Annotated in this window: 22 protein-coding genes and 1 pseudogene; 5 read left to right on the top strand and 18 right to left on the bottom strand. The window is 42.5% G+C overall.

The window, feature by feature from the left end; all coding sequences use genetic code 11:
* Positions 1-306 (top strand): IS30 family transposase (locus BCT34_RS23660; RefSeq protein WP_133151002.1); only part of this gene is annotated, 306 nt, incomplete at its 5' end.
* 251 nt (positions 307-557) lie between these two features.
* On the opposite strand, the gene BCT34_RS24350 is transcribed toward BCT34_RS23660, so the two are convergent.
* The 3 genes and pseudogenes from BCT34_RS24350 to BCT34_RS23675 form a co-directional block, all read right to left on the bottom strand.
* Positions 558-716, bottom strand: coding sequence for a hypothetical protein (locus BCT34_RS24350; protein WP_157934823.1), 159 nt, complete (start codon positions 714-716; stop codon positions 558-560).
* A pseudogene (locus tag BCT34_RS24720) lies at positions 713-1,123 on the bottom strand (hypothetical protein). The gene BCT34_RS24350 and the pseudogene BCT34_RS24720 overlap by 4 nt, the downstream one beginning before the upstream one ends.
* Positions 1,120-1,344 (bottom strand): M15 family metallopeptidase, encoded by a 225-nt coding sequence (locus tag BCT34_RS23675; RefSeq protein ID WP_241902747.1) that lies wholly within the window; start codon positions 1,342-1,344, stop codon positions 1,120-1,122. The pseudogene BCT34_RS24720 and the gene BCT34_RS23675 overlap by 4 nt, the downstream one beginning before the upstream one ends.
* 160 nt (positions 1,345-1,504) lie before the next feature.
* Here BCT34_RS23675 and BCT34_RS23680 point away from each other — a divergent pair, with 160 nt between their 5' ends.
* Complete coding sequence (locus tag BCT34_RS23680) at positions 1,505-2,104, top strand: porin family protein (protein ID WP_076651850.1); 600 nt, start codon at positions 1,505-1,507, stop codon at positions 2,102-2,104.
* A gap of 344 nt (positions 2,105-2,448) precedes the next feature.
* Positions 2,449-3,051 (top strand): DUF2971 domain-containing protein, encoded by a 603-nt coding sequence (locus BCT34_RS23685; protein ID WP_076651853.1) that lies wholly within the window; start codon positions 2,449-2,451, stop codon positions 3,049-3,051.
* Positions 3,052-3,150: 99 nt separating this feature from the next.
* Here BCT34_RS23685 and BCT34_RS23690 read toward each other — a convergent pair whose 3' ends face one another.
* The 4 genes from BCT34_RS23690 to matP form a co-directional block, all read right to left on the bottom strand.
* Positions 3,151-4,371, bottom strand: a complete 1,221-nt coding sequence (locus tag BCT34_RS23690; protein WP_076651855.1) for a hypothetical protein — start codon at positions 4,369-4,371, stop codon at positions 3,151-3,153.
* 144 nt (positions 4,372-4,515) lie between these two features.
* Positions 4,516-4,827, bottom strand: a complete 312-nt coding sequence (locus tag BCT34_RS23695) for a hypothetical protein (protein ID WP_076651857.1) — start codon at positions 4,825-4,827, stop codon at positions 4,516-4,518.
* Positions 4,828-4,932: 105 nt separating this feature from the next.
* Complete coding sequence (locus BCT34_RS23700) at positions 4,933-5,241, bottom strand: DUF3634 family protein (RefSeq protein WP_076651859.1); 309 nt, start codon at positions 5,239-5,241, stop codon at positions 4,933-4,935.
* Positions 5,242-5,263: 22 nt separating this feature from the next.
* On the bottom strand, positions 5,264-5,719 hold the full coding sequence (matP, locus tag BCT34_RS23705) for a macrodomain Ter protein MatP (RefSeq protein WP_010440786.1): 456 nt from the start codon (positions 5,717-5,719) through the stop codon (positions 5,264-5,266).
* Positions 5,720-5,908: 189 nt separating this feature from the next.
* Between matP and BCT34_RS23710 the strand changes: the two genes are divergently transcribed.
* Together BCT34_RS23710 and fabA are read left to right on the top strand one after the other, a co-directional pair.
* Entirely contained in the window at positions 5,909-7,561 is a 1,653-nt protein-coding gene (locus BCT34_RS23710) for a Lon protease family protein (RefSeq protein ID WP_076651861.1), read from the top strand.
* A 70-nt stretch (positions 7,562-7,631) separates the two neighbouring features.
* A complete protein-coding gene (gene fabA, locus BCT34_RS23715) occupies positions 7,632-8,147 on the top strand; it encodes a bifunctional 3-hydroxydecanoyl-ACP dehydratase/trans-2-decenoyl-ACP isomerase (protein WP_017059675.1) in 516 nt (171 codons plus the stop codon).
* Between the two features lie 254 nt (positions 8,148-8,401).
* Here fabA and rmf read toward each other — a convergent pair whose 3' ends face one another.
* The 11 genes from rmf to BCT34_RS23770 form a co-directional block, all read right to left on the bottom strand.
* Entirely contained in the window at positions 8,402-8,575 is a 174-nt protein-coding gene (gene rmf / locus BCT34_RS23720) for a ribosome modulation factor (RefSeq protein ID WP_017059676.1), read from the bottom strand.
* Positions 8,576-8,736: 161 nt separating this feature from the next.
* On the bottom strand, positions 8,737-10,506 hold the full coding sequence (locus BCT34_RS23725; protein WP_076651863.1) for a DUF3466 family protein: 1,770 nt from the start codon (positions 10,504-10,506) through the stop codon (positions 8,737-8,739).
* A 9-nt stretch (positions 10,507-10,515) separates the two neighbouring features.
* The gene (locus tag BCT34_RS23730; protein ID WP_076651865.1) at positions 10,516-12,432 is read right to left on the bottom strand and encodes an ABC transporter ATP-binding protein; all 1,917 of its coding nucleotides are present in this window, start codon (positions 12,430-12,432) and stop codon (positions 10,516-10,518) included.
* Positions 12,410-12,670 carry a glutaredoxin family protein gene (locus tag BCT34_RS23735; RefSeq protein WP_019823251.1) on the bottom strand — a complete coding sequence of 87 codons (261 nt, stop codon included), beginning with the start codon at positions 12,668-12,670 and terminating at the stop codon, positions 12,410-12,412. The genes BCT34_RS23730 and BCT34_RS23735 overlap by 23 nt, the downstream gene beginning before the upstream one ends.
* A 25-nt stretch (positions 12,671-12,695) precedes the next feature.
* Entirely contained in the window at positions 12,696-14,816 is a 2,121-nt protein-coding gene (rlmKL, locus tag BCT34_RS23740) for a bifunctional 23S rRNA (guanine(2069)-N(7))-methyltransferase RlmK/23S rRNA (guanine(2445)-N(2))-methyltransferase RlmL (protein ID WP_076651868.1), read from the bottom strand.
* A 507-nt stretch (positions 14,817-15,323) separates the two neighbouring features.
* Positions 15,324-15,872, bottom strand: a complete 549-nt coding sequence (locus BCT34_RS23745; RefSeq protein WP_017059680.1) for a cell division protein ZapC — start codon at positions 15,870-15,872, stop codon at positions 15,324-15,326.
* A 205-nt stretch (positions 15,873-16,077) separates the two neighbouring features.
* Positions 16,078-17,088: a quinone-dependent dihydroorotate dehydrogenase gene (gene pyrD / locus BCT34_RS23750; RefSeq protein ID WP_017059681.1), complete on the bottom strand. Its 1,011-nt coding sequence runs from the start codon at positions 17,086-17,088 to the stop codon at positions 16,078-16,080.
* A gap of 348 nt (positions 17,089-17,436) precedes the next feature.
* The gene (locus BCT34_RS23755) at positions 17,437-22,278 is read right to left on the bottom strand and encodes an NAD-glutamate dehydrogenase (protein ID WP_076651870.1); all 4,842 of its coding nucleotides are present in this window, start codon (positions 22,276-22,278) and stop codon (positions 17,437-17,439) included.
* A gap of 227 nt (positions 22,279-22,505) precedes the next feature.
* A complete protein-coding gene (locus tag BCT34_RS23760; protein ID WP_004733645.1) occupies positions 22,506-22,724 on the bottom strand; it encodes a DUF2835 domain-containing protein in 219 nt (72 codons plus the stop codon).
* A gap of 206 nt (positions 22,725-22,930) precedes the next feature.
* Complete coding sequence (gene pepN / locus BCT34_RS23765) at positions 22,931-25,537, bottom strand: aminopeptidase N (protein WP_076651873.1); 2,607 nt, start codon at positions 25,535-25,537, stop codon at positions 22,931-22,933.
* A 217-nt stretch (positions 25,538-25,754) separates the two neighbouring features.
* Positions 25,755-26,438, bottom strand: coding sequence for a hypothetical protein (locus tag BCT34_RS23770; protein WP_076651876.1), 684 nt, complete (start codon positions 26,436-26,438; stop codon positions 25,755-25,757).
* Between the last annotated feature and the right edge of the window lie 94 nt (positions 26,439-26,532).

Here is a 26,532-nt window from a genome sequence, read left to right on the forward strand (position 1 = left end):
CCTTATAAGGAACATGTCCATACCATCACGGCAGATAACGGGAGAGAGTTTGCAGGCCATGAAACCATCGCAAAGGCGTTGGAGGCTGATGTGTACTTTGCCCATCCTTATAGCTCTTGGGAGCGTGGAGCCAATAAGAATGCTAACGGGCTTTTAAGGCAGTATGTGAAGAAAGGAACCGACTTAACAACGGTAACAGACAGCGATATTGAATTCGCTGTATCACGGATAAATTATCGACCAAAAAAGTGTTTAGACTTCAAGCAACCAGCGATTATCTTTAAAGAAATGGCAGTGGCTGCTTGATATTGGAGAGTGTCGCACTTCGCAGTTAAATTCGGGGCTCTAAAACTGGATGCTAAGGGCCTAGTTCCGTATGATAAGGATGTAAAAAGAACCACTCTCATTAGAAAATAGCTCTTTTAATTAGTGAGATTTAGCGTCGTTTCTTGTAGCGTTTTCGTGTGGTATTCGCCCTGACCACTCGCCCATTTCTAAGCGTATAGCCTTTCATTAACTGGCCGTTTTGCTTTCGTCCTTTGCATTTATAACCTTTCTTAGCCATTGGGGTCCTCCAGTTTTCGTATTCGTTGCTCTTGGTCTTGCTGCATTCGCTTTATCCAGTTGATGTCCGTTTTAAGAGCCGCAATCGTGCCAAGGCTTGAGACTCCACCTGTAATAAGTCCGATGATTAACGCATCAAAGAATGTCATCACTTCGTTTTCCATCTAGATACGTAGTATTCAAGTAGGTATCGCACCACAGCGCGCATGCCTAGCGTATCGACAACAACGGCACCGACTACAAACCAATAAGGGTTTGGGATGTTCTGCTGGGCATTGAAGCCTTGTTCGACATATGGCGCGTAATTGGGAATGAAAGACAAGATGAGTGGTACGAAGACGGCGAGCAGGATAAATTCATCCTTGAATCCCCTATCTCAAATGCTGATGTCATCAAGGCTGCTGGCCTGCTCTTCGCCATTTTGTAATCGCCGCACCCTTGCCTGATGCTTCTCATTTTCGAGTTCATCTTTACGCTTTAACGCCTCAGCTTTGTTTTGATTAAGCTGCTTATACGTAGCTACGCGACCGGTCACAAGATTCAGTAACGCGCCAATCATGGGTATACCAAACGGTGTGGACCATCTCTAAGGCTTTTCCAGTCACCACCCCAAATGATTGAAACTTCAAGCTCCCTAGCCGCTTGTTTAAAGGCTTTGCTGATCGCTTCGTAATACTTAAAGTCCCATGTCACCTTACTGTTTTCATCGTAAGCTACGAAATCAATCGCATGGCCGGATTGATGGCGACTTGGACGTTTGTGGCCGTCAAGTTGGCTCAAACCCTCCTGAATGCTTTGTCTCATAACTGCGATAATGATATTTTCATTACTAACAAGTCTTTAAAATCATACGTTTGGGATATTTCTCCATTAGTTGGAGTATCTTTTGTTTGTTAACATATTCTGGAATTGAATAACTTACTACCTTAGAAGGCTTTACATGAAAATCAGTACAATCGCCCTATCGCTATTCACCGCTTTTGGCATCAGCTCTCAGGCGCTTGCTAGTGAAAACGAGAACTCACCTAGAGATCATGGCCATTTTTATGCTGGTGTCGATATCGGCTTTTATAACGAAACAGAATTAGAATATCGTGGCAGCGCCATTGAAGATTCATCGGATCTATCAGACTTTAGCTATAACTTAGTTGGAGGCTACGAATTCAATACACACGATATAGTCAAACTGGGGCTAGAGGCCGAATACCGAAAAATTGGCAAAGTAACTTATAACGAGATAATGGATATCGAAGGTCAGGCTTTCTTCGTCAACGTCAAGCCAAAATTCATTGTTAAAGGCGATGTATTAGATTTATACGTATCTCTATTGGCCGGTGTTGGGTCTATGGATATGGAGGCGCAAGCTTTTGGAGTCTCAGACTCTAAAGCCGAAGCAGCCTATCAAGTTGGTGCAGAGCTTGGTGCGATAGTAACAGACAACATCGACATCCATATTGGTTACCGCTATGCGAATGTTGAAATAGAGTCCATTGATGTGTCACCCCAAACCGCTTACCTAGGCGCTAGATACCACTTCTAAACTTGACTCACTCGCAAACACTCTACAAGTAAAGCCGTCCTTTTAAAGTTCGGCTTTAGTCTGTCCACCAACTTGCTCTTTCCCTACTCGACCTCGAATTTTTAACACGGTAACGTAATAACAAAAAAAGGTTACGTTGTAGCTTATTAAAAGCTGAAATTTGAAAGCTAGCCTAAATGCAAAACAAACCACTTTAACAGGCTACTATTTCGTGTTTAAATTTTGATCTATCAAACAGTTATATGAATAAACTTGGTGATTAAGCAATCAAATGCTATGCATTCAATCTTTAAAAATAAATTTAAGTGTTAACATCAGGCAATTTTGTAAACTAGGTGTTTGATATGTTGCCTAAACTTTATAAGTTCAGATCGCTCCACGACAGAAACATACAATCTATTTCCGAGTGCTCATTGTGGTTTGATTACGCTAAAACTTTTAATAACCCTTTTGAATCTAATCACGTCTTCAACAAAGAATCTCAAAAAAACTTTATGGTTATGTGCTTTTCTCAGTCGTGTAACCACCCAATACTTTGGTCACAGTATGGGGACAACTTCAAAGGCATGTGTATTGAATATGACCTTAACTGTTATGACGGTGAGGCTAATCTCAACTGTTTTAAAGTCCAGTATGAAGACGATCCTAGTATGTTCTGCCCGGAATCGGAAAATGGATTACCAGCATCAGGACTGGGGACTGAAAGATTCAAAGTTAAGCATGCTAATTGGCGTTACGAGCAGGAATACCGCTGGGTATTACCTGATGACGAGATGATCGGAAATAAGCTCTACCTAAATAGAGAGTGCCTACGCTCGGTGATTCTCTCAGAGCACGCTCCTGCCGACAGAAAATTGAAAGTTCTGATGACTTGCCAGCGCCTTGGTATACCCGTTAAGCACGCAATTGCCAAACAAGAGTCGTGTACGTTTGAAGTGGTCAGCTAAGTAAAGTCTAATCTAGTTCAACTATTTGGCACCAAATCGAAAAAAGTCACAGCGCAACAAAAAAAGAGAGCCGCATTTAATGCGACTCTCTTTTTTTGATTACATATTCATAGTCAGTTGTCCTAGCACTCTATCTTGCATCTGCCCAATCGTCGCTATAGACATTTGAACAGTTGAAAACCAATAAGGTCGGTGCTTAACGTTAAATAACTCACTATTCTCTAACGCTTCGAAAACAGAATACTTCCGACCTTGAGCCAAAGCTGCCCCATAAACCGTTCGCTCAAGTACAGGAATGTCATTCACTTCCTCTAGAAGTGCCCTCTTTATGAACTGGTTTTCAGGACTCCAATCTATAAATTCAACCAAATTTTTAAGTAGTTTAAGCTCTAACTGCTCGACCATCGCTTCGAGAAACTGTGTATTTGGCATCACCTCAGTACAAGCATAATATTCGTCATGTTTGTCACTTGCTTCACGATAACCAAGCATTGTTTTTACCAATGCATCTTCAAATGTTGAAGAAAAGTGGTTACAAATCAAGAATAAAGGTAGGACTCTCAACACGCCAAGTAAAATTCCAACGTTAGGATCTTTAACTGAGGTTTCTTGAAGTCGGACTCGAGTCGCATTTGACGTTACGACCAAGTGTTGCCACACCTTAGGTGTGATGTGTTTAATATTGCTGTCATTCCACTTAATCAGCTGTTGACTCATTAGTAATGGAAACAATAAACGACAATTTTCGATTCCTATCTGTCGAGCTGCAACTTTAGGATCAAGAACTACTTTAGATTTCTTTCCATACTTATCTGCAAACTCTTGATTGGAAACAAACTCAATTAAGCTTGAGCTTAACGGCCTACTTTTAGCTGATATTTCATGGAGTTTAGAAAAGTTTAAAGATGGCGAGTACGCAACTCTAGCGAACTGATTGTAATCAGGTAAGTCTAAAAACAACGAGCTTATTAAGGTTCCTTGAAGCTTTTCAAGCATGAGTTCCGAGGCCGCGTTGCTAACATCATCGATAACGTATCGTAAGGTTTGTTGCTTCGCGTGGACTTTCTCACGCTGGGCATTAACTCGATCCTGTTCACAGCGCAATAAAATGCGTTGGTTGTGAGATATGCGGTCAGCTTCATCAAATATTACGCTATCACAATACCTATTTTCCAAACTGAGTAACGTGTCTACTGTAGGTTGTGCAAGCTTATATTCTGGTGAGATTAACCATCGATTAAAGCGAGCTTCAACGTTGATTGAGACCTTCCTTGAGATCTCAATGACTTCAGGGGTATAACTTTTATTTGCTAACAACAACCGTGACTTTCCTTTGCCTTAAATGCTCTTGTGTCGGCATATCTTGCCTTTATAACAAAACTAATATTAATAGAAATTAGAGATTGGTTCACGAAATTGTTTCAAGAAAATGAAGAACATTTAGTTATAGTGCATTGAGGGGGGTTAATATATGATATGTAAGCGAATATGCTTTTCTGGAAAGCTATATTTGAACCTTTTCTTCTTCGGCAAATGTTTTTTGGCCTGCTTACAAACTTTACTATCACCAGACGTTCTAACCTTTTTGATTCTTGCATAACCTTTAGAATGCTTCATCTCAATCATCAGGTCACAATAGCCATCGAAATGAACATTACTCTTGTTAAGCCCTTTCATAACAGTGACTTTGATTTTTTTGGCGACAGGATTAACCAATGCATCATCGGGGAAAACGACTGGGGATAAAAAACAAAATAAGAATACTAGATATCTCATACTGTTCTCTCGTTGTTGAAGATGAGAACAGTATGCAGAAATTTGTGAGGAATGAAGGATTAACTTAGTATGACTGTTTACCAGCTTACACGTAACTCTATAAGCCTAAGCTTTCTTTGAGCCTTTAGATTTAAACCCATTATGCGGAAATACATTACGAATACGTTGCTGCACGTTTCTAGGTACATCTTTAGTGAATTTTAAGTTGTAGCCAGAGCGTTTTGCATACACTTTTAACTCACCTTTAAAATTGTTGTTGTGACCAATTTCTTGAAGGTTGTGCTTAAAACTCGGTGGAAGGTGACCTTTAACTTGTTCAATCGCCCCATCGTTAAATTTGATTTTTAATACTGGTCGATCAACAGCGACCAACCAAAACACTAACACTGCACCGATTAGGATTACATACATCATAATGTCACCACTAGTTTGATGATTATTTGTCGTCAGAAAGGAGCTTGCTCAAGTCTTCTTTGAGGCTGGTTACTGTTTTGCTCGCCTGTTCACTGCGAGACGCTTCGCTAACCAAATACTCAATGGCATCAGATAGCGTACACCCTAGCTCATTCGCTCGTTGAGATAGCTTTTCCCAAACTCGGTAATCGAGGTCGATTGATTTCTTCTTTGTGTGAACTTGTTCAGCATTGAAGTGGCGTTTTCGCTTGGCTCTGATCGCTTGTTTAAGCTTGTTATCAAGCTCAGGAGACATGTTATTGGATATCCACTCAAGAACGCCTGTAGGCTGATGCTCTAGCTTCAATAAGGCTTGTACAGCAACGTCAGCTTCACTTGAATCAATGTGGCAGGTTATCGACTCACCTTCTTTCCATTTTTTGACCAGATAGTTCCATTTCCAACCACATTCCAAGTTTTCAAGTTGCTGATATTTCATGTTTAATCTCGAGAGTTAATCCTAGTGACAGCGTAACCCAATATGGGCTATTTAACAATTATTGTCTTGAAAGAATAGACCAAGATCATACTTATATTAGCTTAGTGATTAGTAACTACAACATAGAGCTACAAGCGAGATCGGTTTTTCTATATACTCCCTACCTCATTATCATAATCAGAAACTTAAATGACTCAAGTAGATTGGCGACATGTTACGCCTCAGTACGACGAATATAGCGCTCAATTAGAGCAATTCCCTGACATCTCGCCTTTCCCTTTTTCAGATATTCAACATAGATTCAAAGATGCGCTAACCCGCTTTGTCCGCTTATCTAACCTTTCGCGTGTGTTACTTGTAAACGCTCCGGACAATTCGATCTATCGTCAAATGATTGTTGAATCTCTAGTCACTGCTTTAGATGATCACACTCTTCCAGTTATAAAAACTGAGTCTTTAAATGCTGCCTCTTTGTTTGATCAAGTTCAATCGAAGGATGGTAAGGTTGTTGCGACAAAACCGGGCCTTCTGGCTAGAGCAAACAACGGCTACCTAATCGTTTCAGCAAACTTGATCTTGGCAAACCCAGGAAGCTGGTTACTGCTTAAATCTGCGCTGCTTGGTGAAGCCGTAGAGCCTATCAGTAGCAACCCTGAGCACTTGAACCAATCTCCAACTTTGCCTCTTACCTATAACATTAAGTTAATTGTGGTTGGTGATAGAGCTCAATTAGGTGACCTTGATTATCTAGACAGCGATATTCAAACCGGTTTTTGCCTATTTAGCGAAATTGAACAAGATATCAAGATCTCTGAAGAGAATTTGACTCAATATCTTGGTTACCTTAAGTGGCTTCAACTACGCTATGAACTGCCAACCATCACGCAACAAGCGTTGACGGGCATTCTTACTGCCGGAGCAAGAGAGACTGAAGATCAAAGCTATACTCCATTATGCCCTATTTGGCACAATGCGTTATTGAACGAAGCTTTGATTGAAGCTAACAATGGTGAGATTGATATTCACCATATCCAACAAGCTCAACAACACAAATACAACCGAGAGTCGTACCTACCAGAACGCGCTCTTGATGATATTCGAGATGGCCAAGTCATTATTGAAACTGAAGGTGAACAAGTTGGTCAGGTTAATGGCCTAACAGTCATCGATGTTCCTGGACACCCGATATCGTATGGTGAACCTGCACGAATTTCCTGTGTTATTCACTTTGGTGATGGTGATATTGCCGATGTTGAGCGCAAAGCCGAACTTGGTGGTAATCTTCATGCAAAAGGTATGATGATCATGCAAGCATTTGTGAGCAGCGCACTAAACCTTGAAGACCCTTTGCCATACGCAGCTTCTGTCGTGTTTGAGCAATCGTACTGCGAAGTCGATGGTGATAGTGCTTCTCTTGCTGAACTTTGTTCGCTGGTGAGTGCTTTGTCTGAATACCCTATCAATCAGCAAATTGCGGTTACTGGTGCGGTAGACCAATTTGGTCGTGTACAAGCGGTTGGTGGACTAAATGAGAAAATCGAAGGCTTCTACCATGTGTGTAAACACAACGGCTTAACAGGCGAACAAGGCGTGATCCTTCCTAGATCGAACTTAAGACACCTCGCACTAAAGCCTGATCTTATTGAAAGCATTAAAAATGAAGAATTTCATATTTGGTCTGTGTCTAATGTGGACGAAGCAATTCCTCTCATTATGAACAAACCATTTAGAGACGATGGACAAGAAAGCGTTCTGAGCAAAATTGCGGAACGTATTGAAAACTTTGAAAGACATGAGCACCCTATTGGAATCGTTGGCCGCATTAAAAACTGGTTTGTCTAGTACTGATCGGACTTGTTTAGCGTACACCTGTTCACTAATATGCACCTATCAAAAATCGGAGTAATTGATAATGCAAAACAAACGTGATTCTTACACTCGCGAAGAGCTTCTAGCATCAAGCCAAGGCGAACTATGGCCACAAGGCCCTCAACTACCAGCACCGAACATGTTAATGATGGATCGCATCACTAAAATGTCTGAAACTGAAGGTGATTACGGTAAAGGTTTAGTTCTTGCTGAGCTGGATATTACTCCTGACCTATGGTTCTTCGATTGTCACTTCCCAGGTGACCCTGTAATGCCTGGTTGTCTAGGCCTTGACGCAATGTGGCAGCTTGTTGGTTTCTACCTTGGTTGGGTTGGCGGCGAAGGTAAAGGTCGCGCTCTAGGTGTTGGCGAAGTGAAATTTACTGGTCAAATCCTACCTACAGCGAAAAAAGTTACATACGAGATCCACATGAAACGTGTTGTTAACCGTCGCCTAGTTATGGGCCTTGCAGATGGCCGCGTTCTTGTTGATGGTAAAGAGATCTATGTAGCTAAAGATTTAAAAGTTGGCCTTTTCCAAGATACGTCAGCATTCTAATCTAATAGTTAGCTTTTTAATAAAGCAGTCTATGGCTGCTTTATTTTTGCTTCAATAAGTTTAGTTATAGTGCATCAAGGTGTGTAGACCTAATCGTGAAATCGTTTAAATCCACCAGCAAAACGCTCTTATAATAGAGAAACTATAATACTTTATTGTTATAGAGGAGCCTTAACACTCTTCTGAAACTAACAAGGCTCCAGCTTGTAATCAACAAACAATGGAGCCCTGACCTTTAATTCTTTTCGCCCTATCTACTTATAGAGACCTGATTGCTTATCATCTTTGGCATCACGCCAACCACCTAGCCAATAAGATCGAGAATCCATTTGGCTATATGGGCAAGCTTCTTGTGACCGTCCATTTAAACCAGCCTTGTAACCTTGAGATTGTGCTCGTTCTAGTCGATCACGCTTTTGTCTCTTCATAGTGCAGTCCTCATACGGGTGTTCCATTTACTAACATACAATGATTACAACTTAGCGGAGTTTTTGTGACTCCAAGTTTAAGAATCGATCAGTTTTTCACTTTTCTCAAGGCGAAAAAAAGCCCGAGTTCAGAATTGTGAACTCGGGCTCAAGAGAAAAAATTATTTAAATTTTCTACGGAACCCTAACAAGCCAAGCACAGTCAAAGTTAACCAACCTAGGCTACCACCTTGACGATCTACTTTCTCGGTGTCAGTACTGCGAGTTACTACGCTATCAATGTCAGAGCCAGTGTCATACCTTGCTCCCTTGATTGGGATAAGTTTAACCGCTACAACCTTTTCAACTGCGTTAGATGAGGCACCACCACAGTATGAGTTGTGTGATGTTGTGTCATAAGGTTTATCCTTACCGTCGACTGTACATTTGATAGCCGTTGCTGAAATCACACCAGCATCATTGATATCCGTCGCATCAATAATTCTAAATTGGTTATTGTAACTAGACGCATCACCATCATTTGTTAGGTCATCTAACCACCATGCCTTACCACCAAAAATATCAACACGGCGAGAATCGATTGAAGAAGGTAAATCATATGGATAGATAAAGCCCCTATGTCTACGCTCACTACCGTCAACTTCACGAGTCGTCTCAGCGTCAATCTGGCCAACAAACTCATTGAAGTTGTTTACCGCTTTAGCTTCACCGCTTGAACCACTGAAGAAGATACCACCAGTCAAAAAGTCTGCTTTAGGTTCTGTCGCATTTTCGACAACAAAGATCTTATTGCCTGCGCTGCCACTCTCTGGCACATACCCGTTACGCTTAGAGTAACCTACAGCGAACAAGTTATCGTTAATATCAGTAGCTACAGAGTTACTGTATCTAGCATCATCGTTATTTGATCCTGAATTAACTTCTGCACCACTGATAAACTTATTTTCCCAAGTAACCGTTGACAAATCGACAGCATTCGTAAAGTCAATCTCGTTACTTATAAAAATATTCGCATTCATATCACGAAAGTCACTATTACCGTTGACTGTGTTATACCCAACACCATAGAAACGATTGTTTACTTCTGTTATCCCTCTCATACTGCCTTGTGAGAAGTAATCGTTAGCTTTTGCTGAAACGTTCTCCCCCCAATCCAACTCTGTAGTTACAGTACCATCCCACATCGCGGCTTTGGAACTAAATACTTTATCTGGTGTGGATGTTTCAGTAATAGTTTGTTCAGTCGAAACACTACCTACATTATAAACAATACCGTTACTTGCCGTAATCGCTTTCCATGCACGAGTTTCAGAAGTACCGGTAGGCCCAGCGGGTGTCGTAAACAACGCATTATTACGAATGGTACCTTCAGATTTAACACCTAGTGGTTTAGCATCTTCATCTAGAGAATTAATTACCGTATTTCTAGTATCAAAAGTATCACCACCTTCAACGAAGGCTTTCGCATTGACATAAGTAAAATCGTTTCTTTCCTTATTCCAAGTATCGTACCACCGATTATCTGCCCAACTTTCGCATGTAGAATATTTCAACTCTCGGTAACAATAATTGTAGAAATCGTCACGCTCTTGAATGTATTGGAATGGAGCGTCCATAGCGAAAGGAACTTCTTCACGATAACTTACCGCTTCAAGCGTATCACGAGTCTCACCAGCAAGTTTAAATGTACTATCCGCACAGTTAGTTGCATTAAAATCAAAGCAACCTAGAGGTAACTCATCATCAGGTAATGCTGGCAATACTGCGTTAGCGTTCACAGCTTTACCTGGTTGAATTGCCACACCAAAGATTTCAGATGCACCTGTAATCGAAGGCGTTACTTCAACTACTTTGTAAAGCGCAGCATTCGCGTTAGTTGCAGCAAAAACTAATGCCGCAACAGTTGTTAATTTGAATTTAGTACAAGTCATTATTACTTCTTAACTTTCCTGTTGTAGTGCCTCGAGCTCTTCCCAGCGCTCAAAAGCAACTTCAAGCTCCTGCTCTGCTGCAGATAGCTTATCTAATACTGGTTGTGTCTGCTCTACAGGTTTTGAAAAGAAGCTAGGATCGTTGACTTCTTCCTGAAGAGTTTCAATTTGAGTTTCCAATTCTTCCAAACGCATTGGTAGCGCTTCTAGTTCTCGTTGTAGCTTATACGATAACTTCTTAGGTTTAGCCTTCACTGGCGCAGTTTTGGGAGTTTCCTCAACTACTTTCTCAGGCTTTGATGGCTTTTCAACCTGTCGGTACTCTAATGCCTGCTTTCTTTGTTGCTGAGCATCGTGGTAGCCACCAACAAATTCTTCAATCACACCGTTACCTTCGAAGATCCAACTTGTCATAACCGTGTTATCTACAAACTGACGGTCGTGGCTCACTAAAAGAAGCGTACCCTGATAGTTGGCAAGCAAATCTTCTAAAAGTTCCAAAGTTTCGATATCTAGATCGTTGGTTGGCTCATCAAGAATCAATAAGTTGTTCGACTTAAGGAAAATGCGAGCTAATAACAGTCGGTTTTTCTCGCCACCAGATAATGCCTTAACAGGAGTACGAGCACGTTTAGGAGAGAATAAGAAATCTTGTAAATAGCTTAGTGCATGACGCTCACGCCCGCCTACGGTCACTTCTTGCTTACCGTCTGCTAGGTTATCAATCACCGACTTCTCTGGGTCTAGGATTTCGCGGTATTGGTCAAAGTAAGCCACTTCAAGCTTAGTACCGCAATGTAGACGACCTGAATCTGGCTTAAGTTGATCAAGAAGCAGTTTGAGTACCGTACTCTTACCACAACCGTTAGGACCAATCAGAGCAATACGATCGCCACGCATGATGTTGAAGCTAAAGTCTTTAACAATCTCTTTGCCTTCAAAACCGAAGTTAAGATTTTCGGCTTCGAATACAATCTTACCTGAACGCTGACCATCATCGATTTGGATAACGGCTTTACCCTGCACTTCACGGCGATTCAAACGCTCTTCACGTAGCTTCTTAAGCGCACGAACGCGGCCTTCGTTACGAGTTCGACGAGCTTTAATGCCCTGACGAATCCATACTTCCTCTTGAGCAAGCTTTTTATCAAATTCAGCGTTCTGCATCTCTTCGACACGAAGCGCTTCTTCTTTCTCAACAAGGTAGTTTTCGTAATCACCTGGGAAAGAGCTCAATTTACCGCGATCAAGGTCGACGATACGTGTTGCCATCGATTTAATGAATGCACGGTCATGCGAGATAAAGATGATTGAACCTCGGAAGTCTTTCAGGAAGCCTTCTAGCCACTCGATTGTCGCAACATCCAAGTGGTTCGTCGGTTCGTCTAGAAGTAAAACGTCTGGGTCACACACAAGCGCACGAGCAAGTGCCGCTTTACGTTGCCAACCACCGGACAAATCAGTCAATTTGGTTTCAGCAGTCAGCTTAAGTGCTGCCAATACGTTGCTTACGCGATCTTCAAAACGCCATGCATTGGCATGATCCAGTTGTTCTTGAACGCGTGTAAGACGGTTTAGGTTCTTTTCACTTGGATCTGTTGCGATCAGATCAAGAAGATCATGGTAGATCTTCAACTGTTCACCGATTTCCGCTAGGCCACCAGCAACGTAATCATAAACGGTTCCTTGCTCATTGCGCGGTGGATCTTGTTCCAGACGAGACACAACCACATCTTGTGTGATTTGCATCTTGCCATCGTCCATGATGATGTTCCCAGATAGGATTTTCATCAATGTAGACTTACCAGCGCCATTGCGCCCTACTAAACACACACGTTCGTTTTCTTGCAGCACAAAGTCCGCACGATCTAATAACGGGTGATCGCCAAACGCTAATTGCCCATTATGAATTGTAAGTAATGCCATTCTTCTTTAACCAATCATTAAGTTCTAACAAGCCAAATGGCCAGTTAAGCTCTGAGCTTTGAGAAAGATCAGAGCTTTCAAATTTGAGCACCGGAATAGTGACCCCGTAACGGGAAAAGAGCTCATCATCAAATGCAATGTCGACAACGTTGACGTGATGGCTAATGTTTAACTGTTCCGTGAGTTGAAATGCCATCTCACATAGATGGCACCCTTCTGTACTGTAGAGAGTCAGCACTATATATCCTTATACAATCTCTTAACTACTTATGTGTAATCAACCAGCAGTTATGAATGTGCTTGTTGCGCGAGAAGTCCAATGGCAACGTCTTAGACGAGATATTCTGAGCCTTGAGACCTAACTCATCGAGAGCTTCCAAGTCCATTTTGAAATGACGCTTGTTGTTAGAGAACACAATCGTGCCTTCTTCACGAAGAAGACGCTTAAGGTTTTCCATCAACCGAATGTGATCGCGTTGAACATCGAAAGATTGATCCATACGCTTTGAGTTAGAGAACGTTGGTGGATCGATGAAAATCAGATCGTAAGAACCCTGCTCTTTAGCCAGCCATTGTAGACAATCCGCTTGAACGAATTGATGTTGACGACCCACGCGGCCGTTAAGCTCCATGTTCTCTTTTGCCCACTCTAGGTAAGTATTAGACATGTCTACTGTTGTCGTAGAACGTGCGCCACCCACTGCAGCATGAACAGATGCACTACCTGTGTAAGCAAACAAGTTTAGGAAATCTTTACCTGCCGCCATCTCACCGATACGACGACGAGTGATCTTATGGTCTAGGAACAAGCCCGTATCTAGATAATCATGAAGGTTAACAATCAGCTTAACGCCGTATTCGTTCACTTCTAGGTTCGATGAATCTTGAGCTAGCTTCTGGTATTGAGAGCGACCTTTCTGCTTCTGACGAACTTTAAGCACAACGTTGTTTGCTTCAACGCCTGTCACTTGAATAGAAGCACGGATGATATCGGTTAGACGACGTTTTGCCTTCTCTTCCGGCACATCTTTAGGCGCAGCGTATTCTTGAATCACAAGGTGACCTGGGTATACGTCAATCGCTACATTGTATTCTGGTAAGTCAGCATCGTAGATACGGTAACAATCTAGCTGTTCTTTCTTAGCCCACTTAGCGATTTTACCAATGTTCTTTTTAAGACGGTTCGCGAAATCAGGCGCAATCAATTGCTCTTGCTCAGCCGTTGGACGCTCTGACATCGGACGATCTGAAATTGAGTAGTTTTTTTGGTGACACGGTAACGCACCATTGTTCAATTTGAACTGTTTGTCGGCACGCATGCGTAAACAGCTTAGTAGCTCATCTGAACTAGAGAAGATAGACGCGTTACAACCGCCAAATTCAGCTTTAAGCTGTGCACCGAATGCTGTGTAAAGCGCAATAAGACCCGGCTCTGTACCTAGACGCTCACCATATGGAGGGTTAGAGACAATCACACCATCAGTAAACTCGGTAGGACGCTTAAGCTTCGCAGCATCACCTACTTCGAATTCAATCAATTCTTCAACACCAGCACGACGAGCATTGTCACGCGCTGTTTTAATCATGCGTTCATCATTGTCGTAACCATAGAACTTACATTCTACTTTCTTAACGCCACGACGGCCTTGAACGTTCGCTTCAGCTTTAACTTCAGCCCAAAGTTCTGGTTCGAAATCTTCTAGTGATTCAAAACACCACTTTTGGCGCTTAACACCTGGAGCCATCTTTGCAGCCATCATTGCCGCTTCAATCACCAACGTACCTGAGCCACACATAGGGTCTAGGAAAGGCTTAGTCGCGTCCCAACCACTACGAAGAAGAATCGCGGCAGCAAGAGTTTCACGCAGTGGCGCACGGCCAGATTCAGGACGGTAGCCACGTTGATGCAGACCGCTGCCCACCATATCAACACCAAGAATCGCTTTATCACGGTGTAGACGAACGTGAATTCGAATATCTGGGTTCTCTTTGCTGATAGAAGGACGAGGTAAAGATTTCTTCTCGAAGCAATCAACTACAGCATCTTTTACTTTCATAGCACCGTATTGGCTATTACGGATTTCGTTGTTCGTACCATTGAAGTCAACAACAAAACGCTTAGAGCTATGGAATTGATTTACCCAGTTAACCGCTGTGGTTGATAGGTACAAATCCATGTCGTCCATACAAGTGAATTCAGAAAGGACACGTACAAATCGAGAAGCCAAACGGCTCCACAAACAACAACGATAAATTTGCTCATTGGTGGCTTTGAATTTAACACCCGCTTGCACAGGTTTTGCGTTTGTAATCCCTAGTTGGGTTAGTTCTTCAACTAATAAATTCTCAAGGCCGTTTGAGGTAACCGCTAGATATTGATTCATAGTGTTCTTTTATTGATAAAAATGAGCTCGATTATACCTGAATTTGTAACTAGAGCATCACACTAAACACGTCTTTTCATTGAATCTTTCGACTAACTGGCTAGCAAATGCACAGTGTTGAAGCGATCGCTTACCCACATCCCCTTAAAAAATAAGACTTACCAAACCAAGATGATTTTAGACCTTGTACCGCCCAAAGCGTCGATGTGAATTTATATTCACCCCAAAATTGGTATATACCAAACTCAACTTTAGGGTGAAAGTTAGCTACAAAATGGCAAAAACAGGGAATAAAGATGGGTAAGTTACACTTTTAGAGGTGAAAATAGGCAGAAATTAAGGTGAAAAAATAGTCGTAAGTTCACTATTTAAATAGTTAAGCAGTGATGTATTTATCAGGTTGAGGTTTTTTAGGCACAAAAAAATCGGCTAATGAGCCGATTTTGGGGAAGGTTTGACAGGTTTATGCGCTGCGATATGCGTTAGAAATGAGGACTAGATAAAAGGTTAACCGACCATCGCAATGTGCGTTTGATGAAGGATAGCGTTCGCGTCTATCATTCTATCGTGCATCACCTTAATAGAGTCGCCAAAGCGTAACCCTTTTGAAGGTGTGAGAAGAAACTCTTCTAGGTCGACAAATGCACATAGGCTCGCGCACTCTCCTACTTCTAGTACAATGAAATACCCCAAGCTATGCTCGTTATTCATTTGTACAATATCCCCTTCTTGAGGATACTCATGGCCAGCGCCCTGTGAGTCGAAGAACCAACTCTTAGGCTGTACAGGCTTATGGAAGCGTTTTGCTGCCACACAATAAAGCGCGAGTTCAGCTTGGCGAGGCTCAGACAGTTCTAAGCCAGAAATTTGTTCTTTGAAGGTTTGGTATGAAGATGCGTCATCAACGGTGAATTCATTATCTCTAAACGCGCAGTCCACCAGCTTATTGCGGACCAGATTCGTTTTGAAAATCATATCCTCTCCGAGGTTTAGCATTAATGAACATTGCTGCTCATCGTAATACCAACTCCATGTATCGCTAGGTTTAAGCATCATTTCGTCTCACACTGTTGAACCATTCCATTAGGTAAAACGCAAAATTACCTTCAATTACAGTAATTTTACTGAGCAATAGGCAAAAAAAAAGAGGAAATGAATTCCTCTTTATTATCGCTTTTCTCTACAACTCGTGAGTTACAGTGTCTCTTTTAGTAAGACGATGCCAGGTTGTCGCTTTTCAAGAATAAAAGCAATTTCCAGCTTATAAATTTTTAACGATGTCGCCAACTAGGCCTGGACCTTTGTAGATGAAACCAGAGTAAACTTGTACAAGCTTCGCACCCGCCATCATTTTCTCTTTTGCAGCAACATACGAGTCAACACCACCTACTCCAATGATCGGCAGTTTGTCACCAAGCTCTTCGTGAAGTTTACGAACTACTTCAGTACTACGAGATTGGACTGGACGTCCACTTAAGCCACCCGCTTCATCGCAATGTTTCATGCCTTCAACGATTGAACGATCCAATGTTGTGTTTGTTGCGATCACACCATCGATCTTATTTTTGATCAATGATTCACAAATTTGGCTAATTTCGTCGTCGCTTAGATCCGGAGCAATCTTAAGAGCAAGAGGAACATATTTACCATGCTTCTCTTCCAGTTCAGATTGTTTGGTTTTAAGTTCAGACAACAGATCGTCTAGAGCTTCGCCGTATTGTAGAGAACGAAGTCCTGGAGTATTTGGTGAAGAGATGTTCACAGCAATGTAACCAGCGTATTGATATACCTTCTCCATACAGATCAAGTAATCTTCAGCGCCCTTTTCAATTGGTGTGTCTTTGTTCTTACCGATGTTGATGCCTAAGATGCCATCGTAGTTCGACTTCTTAACATTCTCAACAAGGTTGTCGACGCCTAGGTTGTTAAAGCCCATACGGTTGATGATACCTTCAGCTTCAACAAGACGGAATAAACGAGGTTTGTCGTTACCCGCTTGTGGACGTGGAGTCACTGTGCCTACTTCTACGAAACCAAAACCCATTGCGCCAAATGCATCAATACATTCGCCGTTTTTATCTAGGCCGGCTGCAAGGCCAACTGGGTTTTTAAAAGTAAGACCCATGCACTCTACAGGTCGATGAGGTAATTGTTGGCGATACAAAAGATCAATTGGTGTGCCTGTGAAGCGTTTGAAATTTTGAATTGCAAGATCATGTGCCTTTTCGGCATCAAGTTGGAAAAAGCCAGTTCTGGCTAGACGGTAAAGCATTGTGCCTCCGATAGAAAAAAGCCCCGTGTAAACGGGGCGATATTATTTACTTATTTACCCAACTATTCAATCTATTACTGTCTGTAAGGGTAAGATAATCGAGTTTGCTAACGAATGAGGTTCATTATTAAGCAAACGTTATCGTTTCTTCAGGTTATTAACCCATTTCTAATCTCAACCTTAGTACAGCCACCAGCTCACTTAATAACAAGCAACTCACTCAACAACAAACAACGTGTGCGTCGAGATTGACCCTTCAAAAATCATTAGACCAATGGATCCCACTTTACCGAAACGAAAAAGGCAGACCTTGTGGCCTGCCCTTATATTTTTCGTTTTATCTAGTGACTAGTCTTTCGACATGCAGTTTAGATTCAACAACATCAATTCACGTAACGCCACTGAGAACTTAGCAAACTCATGAACAGAACCCACTTTGAATTCGTTCAAGATGCTCTCCCAACGATGTAGAGAAACAGAGTTACTTTCCATCCAGTCATCAAGCGCTTTAATCACATCGATGTCTGAAGCACAGCCACAGTTAAGTACTTGGCCAGTTAACTGACGTTGTTGCCAATCCAGATCTTCTCTGAATGCTGCACGCGCCAGCGCTTGCCAGTTGTTGTCTACAGCTTGGCCATTGATTTGCTTCAAGAACCAGTGCAGTGACAAACGGTCGCCAAGGTTGAAGTAAAGCTTAGACGCTTGTTGTACTGTTTTACCTGTTTCACGAGCCACTGTGGATATATCCAGTGCTGAGTAAAGGCTAGACAAACGAGAGACTGAATTAGCCAGCTCTGCGTTTACACCTTGGTCAATCCATAGTTGAGCCATTGCTTGATGCTCTTCTACTTCTGAAGCCACTAGGTTTTCATCCAGTTTCTCAGTAATAGCGACAACATCACCTTGGTAAAGCTCAATCAATGCATTCACTGACTGTTTGCCCGTGCGGTTTCTTAGCAACCAACGCGCTAGGCGGCGAAGCGTACGACGCACATGGTAAAGCAATTCGTATTGAGCTTCAGAGCTTGAAATGTTGTCCAATTCGCGAATGCTCTTCAGCACTTTACCTAAGCCGTAGATCTCACGAGATGCCGCGTAAGCATTCGCAATATCAACAATGTTTGCACCTGTCTCTTCTTGCAAGCGAGTCACGAAGTTACAACCCATCTCGTTAACCATTTGGTTAGCAAGTGCAGTCGCAATGATCTCAGCACGCAATGGATGGTTATCCATGTGTTGAGAGTAGTTACGGCGTAACTCTGTTGGGAAGTATTGCATCAGTTGTTGAGCATGGAACTCATCATTCGCAATATCATCACTTACAAGATCTTCTTTTAGAACCATTTTACCGTAAGCGATCAATACTGATAGCTCAGGTCTTGTTAATGCTTGGCCTTGCTTTTCACGTTCGAGAAGCGTTTCGTCATCTGGGATGTATTCCAAAGCACGATCCAAGTACCCTGCTTTCTCCATAGTGTGGATGAAACGGATTTGCTCTTTCACTAACCCAACACCTTGATGCTCAGTAACAGAGATTGACTCAGCTTGGCAGTAAGCGTCATCTAGTACGATTTCGCCAACTTCGTCTTCCATCGACTCAAGCACTTGGTTACGTTGCTTAACAGTCAGATCGCCATTCGATACTAAGCCATTCAAGAAGATCTTAATGTTTACTTCGTTATCCGAACAGTCAACACCACCAACGTTATCAACGAAGTCTGTATTAACTCGACCACCAGTAAGAGCATATTCGATACGACCCAATTGAGTCATACCCAAGTTACCGCCTTCACCAACAACCTTAGCTTTCAGGTCACGGCCATCGATACGTAGCACGTCATTTGCACGGTCACCCACATCGGTATGAGTCTCGCTAGAAGACTTAACGTAAGTACCGATACCGCCATTCCAAAGTAGATCAACCTGCATAGACAAGATCGCTTTGATCAAGTCGTTTGGTGCCATTGATGCTTTCTTAGTGCCCAGCATTTTCTGAATTTCAGGTGTTAGAGAGATTGACTTCGCTCGACGAGAGAAGATGCCACCACCTTGAGAAATCAAGTCTTTATTGTAATCTTCCCAGCTTGAACGAGGCAGATTAAACAGACGGTCACGCTCTACCCAGCTTGATGCCGACTCTGGATTCGGGTCAATAAAGATGTGCATGTGGTTAAACGCAGCTTGTAAGCGAATGTGCTTAGATAGCAGCATACCGTTACCAAATACGTCGCCCGCCATATCACCCACACCAATCGCAGTGAAGTCTGTGCTTTGACAGTTGATACCCATTTCACGGAAGTGACGTTTAACAGATTCCCAGCCACCTTTTGCCGTGATACCCATGGCTTTGTGGTCGTAACCGTTAGAACCACCCGATGCGAACGCATCACCTAGCCAGAAGTTGTACTCCTCGGCAACTGAGTTCGCTAAATCTGAGAATGTCGCTGTACCCTTATCGGCTGCAACAACCAAGTACGGATCGTCTTCATCGTGACGAACCACACTCTTAGGTGGGATAACCTCACCTTCAATAATGTTGTCTGAAACATCTAACAATGCACGGATGAAGCGCTTGTAACAACGTTGACCTTCAGCAAAGATCTCATCGCGTCCAGACATCATGTGTTGACGTTTACAAACGAAACCACCTTTAGCACCAACTGGAACGATAACCGTGTTCTTAACTTGTTGTGCTTTAACGAGACCTAGAATCTCTGTACGGAAGTCCTCTTGACGGTCTGACCAACGTAAACCACCACGTGCTACTTTACCGCCACGTAGATGCACACCTTCAATATCAGGCGCGTAAACGAAGATCTCAAACGCAGGAACCGGCGCCGGGATATCAGGAATCTCGCTTGGTCTCATTTTCAGAGCCAACCAAGGTTTAGACTGCTTGTTCTCATCTACTTGGTAGTAGTTAGTACGAAGCGTTGCAGTGATCATTTCCATGTAACGACGAATGATACGATCATCATCCAAGCTTTCTACATGATCCAACTGTTCAGTGATCTTCTTAATAAGATCTTGTTGGCCTTTCGCGCTGCCCTTCAGTTTCGGGTCAAAACGCTTACCGAATAAGCTCACTAACCCTTTTGCTAAATCTGGGTAATGAGACAATGTGTCTTCAATGTATTGTTGACTGAATGGGAAACCTACTTGACGCATGTAACGAGCATAAGCACGTAAGATTGAGATTTCACGACCAGAAAGACCAGCGCCCAATACCAAACGGTTGAAACCATCGCTGTCTAACTCGCCCGCCCAAATTGCTGCGAATGCTTGTTGGAAAAGATCACGAGCTTCACGAAGATCAATGGTCTTGTCGCTCTTATGAAGCATTGAAAAATCAAGGATCCAATAGGTTGTGCCATTGGTCTTACGCACTTCATATGGAGATTCACCGATAACGCGTAGGCCAAAGTTTTCAAGCATTGGCATAACATCAGAAAGGTGAATTGGCTCATCACTGTGATAGAACAACTTCAAACGAACGGCTTTAGAATCTGCCGCTTCTTCTTGAGGGCGGTAGAAAAGCATACCCAGCTTGTTGTCTTCACTTAGTGCTTCTAAGCGTTCGATGTCAGCAACAGCCGAACCTGGCATCATGTCTTCTTTGTACGAACGTGGGAATGCACGCATGTACTCTTTCGATAATGGAAGACCTTTGCTTTCACCGAAGTTTGCAATGATTGATTCAGACAGACGGTCATCCCACGTAGACGATACTTCCATTAAATTTTGCTCAATTGTTTTCACGTCCACATCCATGTTGTTGTTATCAACACGAACAATATAGTGTGTTCTTGCCAGTGGGCTTTCAGAGAAGTACGTTGTGAATTCAACCTCTTCTTCACAACCAAAGTACTGCTTCAAGATGCGCTGTGTCTGACGACGAAGTTCTGTGTTGTAACGATCTTTTGTTACGTAAACCATACAGCTAAAGAAACGGCCAAACGGGTCTTTGCGAACGAACAGACGCAGAAGATCGCGATCTTGCATTTGAACGACGCCCGTACCAACTTCTAGTAGCTCTTCTTCTCGAGCTTGAAGCAGTTCATCACGTGGGTAGTTTTCAAGAATGTTGTGCAGAGCTTTATAAGAGTATGAACCTTCACGGTAACCACTCGCGTCTAAGATACGCTCAACTTTCTCGCGAACAAGAGGAATCGTTTCAACGGTTTGGTTATAAACTGCAGATGTGTAAAGACCAGTAAAGCGGTGCTCACCAATGACCTTGCCGTTCTTATCAAATTTCTTAATGCCAATGTAGTCATTGTAAGCTGGGCGGTGAATGCGTGAAGCCGTGTTGCCCTTCGTTACGATAAGTACATATGGTTTTTTCGCTTCAAGGCGTGCCGAGTCAGAAAACTCAGACAGCTTAACGTTACGTACACGATCTGAATTCGCAAACAAACCAAGACCTTGCTCCTTGGTCGGTTGCAGTTCAGTGTCGCCGTTAACTGAAACTAGGTCATATTCCTTATAACCCATGAATGTAAAGTTGTGTTGACCTAACCAACGAAGAAATGCCAACGTTTCATCAAAGCGTTGACCGTCTACTGGAATACTCTCTTTTTGTTGTTCAACTTGATTCGTCACTTCTTCAAGTCTTTCAACCATCTTCAACCAATCGTTCACGACTAAGCTCGTGTCGGTAAAGATATCTAGCAGTTCCGTTTTAAGTGCTGTCATTTCAGCTTTGCTGCTAAGACGGTCAACTTCGATATGGAAAAGCGATTGGAATGCACCTTCGTTATTGCTAACACCGACAACACTGCCCTTATCTGAACGAGAGATTTGTGTTGGGTTATGAAGCATAAGGTGAGAAGAAAGGTCTAGGCGAGTCAGTGCCATTTTTACAGAATCAACGAGGAATGGGCTGTCTGGAACAACTATCTCAACGATAGTGTGAGTCGACTGCCAACCTTGACGACTTACCGTCGGGTTGAAAACGCGTACAGAGATTTCGTCGGCTTTCTTTTCATTGATGTGATGCCACAAGCTAACTACAGCACCGTATAAATCGGATTCGTTTCTCTGAGTTAGGTCGTCGTGAGAAACGTTACTAAACAAGTGTTGAGCAAGTTGAGTTACGAGAGGTCGATGAGCAAGGTCAAGTTTGTCTTGAATCAGCTTGTAAACTTTTTCAAGTAAAACTGGAACCACAGTTTCACGTGCGGTCATAGTCACACTCCACAATTAGAATTATATTTTATTATTAGGGGGATCACTTAATCTGGTGTTTGAAACGTGCCGTTGAGCGCTTTCTACTAACGAGTTAAGCAAAGGTAATGCATTCATTTATTGTAAAAGCATTATTGAAAAATAGTTAATTGTTTTGGAGGTGGTAAGAGGTGAAATGTTTGATTATGTGATTAAGATTCCTTTTAACTCACTAGGCACGCCAAGGTTTACAGAGCTTCCAACTTAATAAACTTATTTTTTTGGTCAGTTGTCAGCCTAAACTGCCCTCTAACCCCTATTTGTGTAAGAAATGGTCTGAATCGAGTTGCAGGTAACTGTAAACGTAAACCTGTTGTTGTTATCACTTGAACTTTACTTGCCGCACCAGAATAGCTGGCTAAAAACTGCTGATATGAGATGTTAAGTTGGAAAATATAGCGATTCATACGATACCTGTATAAATATACAGTGCCAGTGTTTTTTGGCACTTGACGATGTCTGACTGTGAAACCTAGCTTGAAACTGCTCTAGCTTATCGAAAATTCGATGAACCAGAAACAAAAAATCAGTGGCAGATATTCTCTACCACTGATGACTTTTCGTTATAGCAAACAAGATATTAGTAAACAGCTTACCTGAATAAGCGGCTGACTTAAGCTTCTAGTGCTTTAGTCACTTTCTCAAATAAGTCTTTTGCTAAGTTATCCATGTTCTTCAATGTTTCAAGTTCCTGTTTGATAAGAGCTTGGCGTTCATCATCGTATTTACGGAATTTAAGAAGTGGATCAATCAGACGAGATGCTACTTGCGGGTTGCTGCTGTTTAGCTCACGTAGGATCTCACCTGCAAACGCGTAGCCTTTACCTGATTTATCATGGAACTGTACAGGGTTCATGTTTAAGAATGAACCTACCAAGTTACGAGTTCGGTTCGGGTTTTTTAAACTGAACGCTTGATGTGACATAGACTCTTTGATCACTTCAAGGGCATTTGAACTTGGGTTTGTACCTTGCAGCGCAAACCACTTATCCATCACAAGACCGTCGTGTTTCCATTTGTCGCTGTAATCCGCCATTAAGGTTTCACGACATGCCAGTTGTGCACTGTTTGCCGCGCCCATCGCAGCCATCGTGTCTGTCATGTTGTTTGCCTGCTGGTACATTGCAACAACCAAATCGTTCCCCTGATCTGTATGTGCTAAGTAACTTAGACAAACTTTACGCAAAGTGCGCTTACCAATCGAATCGTGGTCGATCGTGTATTCCGTTAGTACATGGCTGTGATACACCGCCGCTAACTCATCTTCAAGTTCTGTTGCCAGTGTTACTTTCATGGAGTTAAGAACCGATGCGGCCGCATCAATATCAACACGCTCATACCAACCCGATACTTCATTGTGGCTTGGCAGTGAAAGCATTTCTGCAATAAACGCAGGCTCTAATGAATCACTCAGCAGTACACCGCGGAATGCATCAACAACAGAAGCCGAAAGTTCAAACGCTTCGCCTTGTTTAACTTTTTCAATATTGCTACGGATGTACTTAGCTAACAGCATTTGACCGGCATCCCAACGAGAAAACTCATTGCGAGCATTCACCATCAAGAAGATAAGTTCTTCATCTGAATAGTCGTATTCCAATTTCACTGGCGCAGAAAATTCACGAAGCAGTGATGGGATTGGTTGCTCAGAAACGTTTTCAAACACGAACGTTTGCACTGCTTCTTTCACATCTAATACGTTATGAACTGGCTTACCGTTACATTGTAACTCAACAACTTCACCCGCTGCCGTGTATAACTCGATATCAAGAGGAATATGCAGAGCCTGCTTTTCCGTTTGCTCATGCGTTGGAGCCGTTACTTGGTAAGTTGTCAACGTGTATTCTTTCTTTTCTGCATCGTAGTGACTTTCAACAGACAGCGTCGGCGTACCAGACTGGCTGTACCATAAACGGAACTGAGACAGATCAACGCCAGATGCGTCTTCCATTGCCGCTACGAAGTCTTCACATGTTGCAGCCGTGCCATCGTGACGTTCAAAGTACAGCTTCATGCCTTTTTGGAAACCGTCTTCGCCCAATAGTGTGTGGATCATTCGGATCACTTCACTGCCCTTTTCGTACACTGTCAAAGTGTAGAAGTTATTCATTTCTATCACTTTTTCTGGACGAATTGGGTGAGACATTGGACTTGCATCTTCAGCGAATTGTGGACCGCGAATAATACGTACATTGTTAATACGGTTTACGGCGCGAGAGCCAAGATCCGATGAGAACTCTTGGTCGCGGAATACGGTTAAACCTTCTTTCAAGCTTAACTGGAACCAATCGCGACAAGTCACTCGGTTACCTGTCCAGTTGTGGAAGTATTCATGACCAATTACTGCTTCAATACCTAGGTAATCTGTATCCGTTGCTGTTTGGTCGTTTGCTAAAACAAACTTCGAGTTAAATACGTTAAGGCCTTTGTTTTCCATCGCACCCATGTTGAAGAAATCAACGGCTACGATCATGTAAATGTCTAAGTCGTATTCAAGATTGAAACGCTCTTCATCCCACTTCATTGAGTTAATCAAAGAAACCATCGCGTGGTTCGCACGGTCTAGGTTGCCTTTGTCGACAAAGATTTCTAGGTCAACTTTACGACCCGATTGCGTAATGTACGCATCGCGAAGTACATCAAAGTCACCTGCAACAAGTGCAAACAAGTAAGCTGGTTTTGGATGTGGGTCTTGCCACTTCACCCAGTGACGACCATTTTCGGCCTCACCTTCATCAACACGGTTACCATTACTTAGTAGGAATGGATTTTCTGCTTTATCAGCGATAACTGTTGTGGTGAATTTCGCCAATACGTCTGGACGATCCATGTAGTAAGTGATGCGACGGAAACCTTCCGCTTCACATTGAGTACAGAAAGCACCACCTGATTTGTACAGGCCTTCAAGAGCACTGTTCCCTTCGGGGTTAACCTCGGTAACGATGGTTAGTGTAAATTCATTTGGAAGGTCATTCAGCGTAAGTTGAGTTTCAGACTGCTCATACTGAGTCCACTCTTTGCCTTCTACCAAAACAGAAACCAGCTTCAAGCCTTCACCATCAAGTACTAATGTCGCGCTGTCTTTCTCCTGCTTAACACTAGATACCGCCGTAATGATGGATGCTGAATCGTACAAATCGAAAGTCAGATCGATTTCAGAGATAGTGTGAGATGGTGATTGATAATCTTTACGATACTTGGCTTGAGGTGTATGTGCCATGACGAGTTCCTTTTGATCGTTATACGTAATTATTTTTTAACTGTATATATCTAAAGGTTGAGCGCCAAGAACACAAGGGGAATATTAAAAAAAGGAGGCATTGTAGGAAAATGCCTCCATGTTTTACTATTTTATCAATCAAATCAGATAGGAACGGCTAAGAAACGAACTATATGCCATATTTTCAACGAGCCGATTTTGCAGCGAAAAACAGTACTTATCGTATGCGATTGAGCACCGCAAACATGTCTCCCTCTTCGCCTTGTAGTGTTAACACGTCACTGTTTAGTGTGTAACGAGTGCCATGTTCGCCGTTCTCATAAAGCAACACTAACTGGTCGCCTTCGGTGTAATACACCCCACGACGCACGACTTCACCTCCTTCTTCATCTGATACTCGGAACATGAAAATGAAGTCGGGTTGGAGCACTAAATCCATTTTTTGAATATTACTCGCACGCAAATCGCTTCCAGACAGTTCGGCACTTGACCATATTCCAGCAAGCGCGTTCGGCAAGGCTTTGGTGAACATAACGCCGTTAAGATTCAGCATATTATGATTACTGCTGTACGCGTAAACTTGAGGCTCTGAGGTATTCAAACCCAAAATAATCGTGTCTTCATTAGCGTTATACAATCCTTCCCAATGATCCACACTGTAGTCTTTCTTTTGGATATCAATGGTGAATGAGTAATTTGAATCAAGAGTAAGTTTGATTGCTCTAAAGTTTTCAGTACCTTGCTCAGGATCTGGGTTCATCAAATACCAATCACCAAGCAACAAAGGAAGGTCAAAATGGGATAGATTGCTATCGCTTTTTGACTGTTGGCTATTCGAGGCTACCTCGCTGCCAAAAGCCACAAAACTCACACAAGATAAAATTAGTAGAATCCATTTCATAAGCGTCCCCTCGTTTTCTTTAAGCTTAGGCACGTAATGAAGAGAAAGCGAAAAAATATGATCCAAGTCACTAAATTTTAAGTGCGAAGTAACT

It is taken from the genome of Vibrio sp. 10N.261.45.E2, from assembly GCF_002875705.1.
Classification (GTDB): Bacteria; Pseudomonadota; Gammaproteobacteria; order Enterobacterales; family Vibrionaceae; genus Vibrio.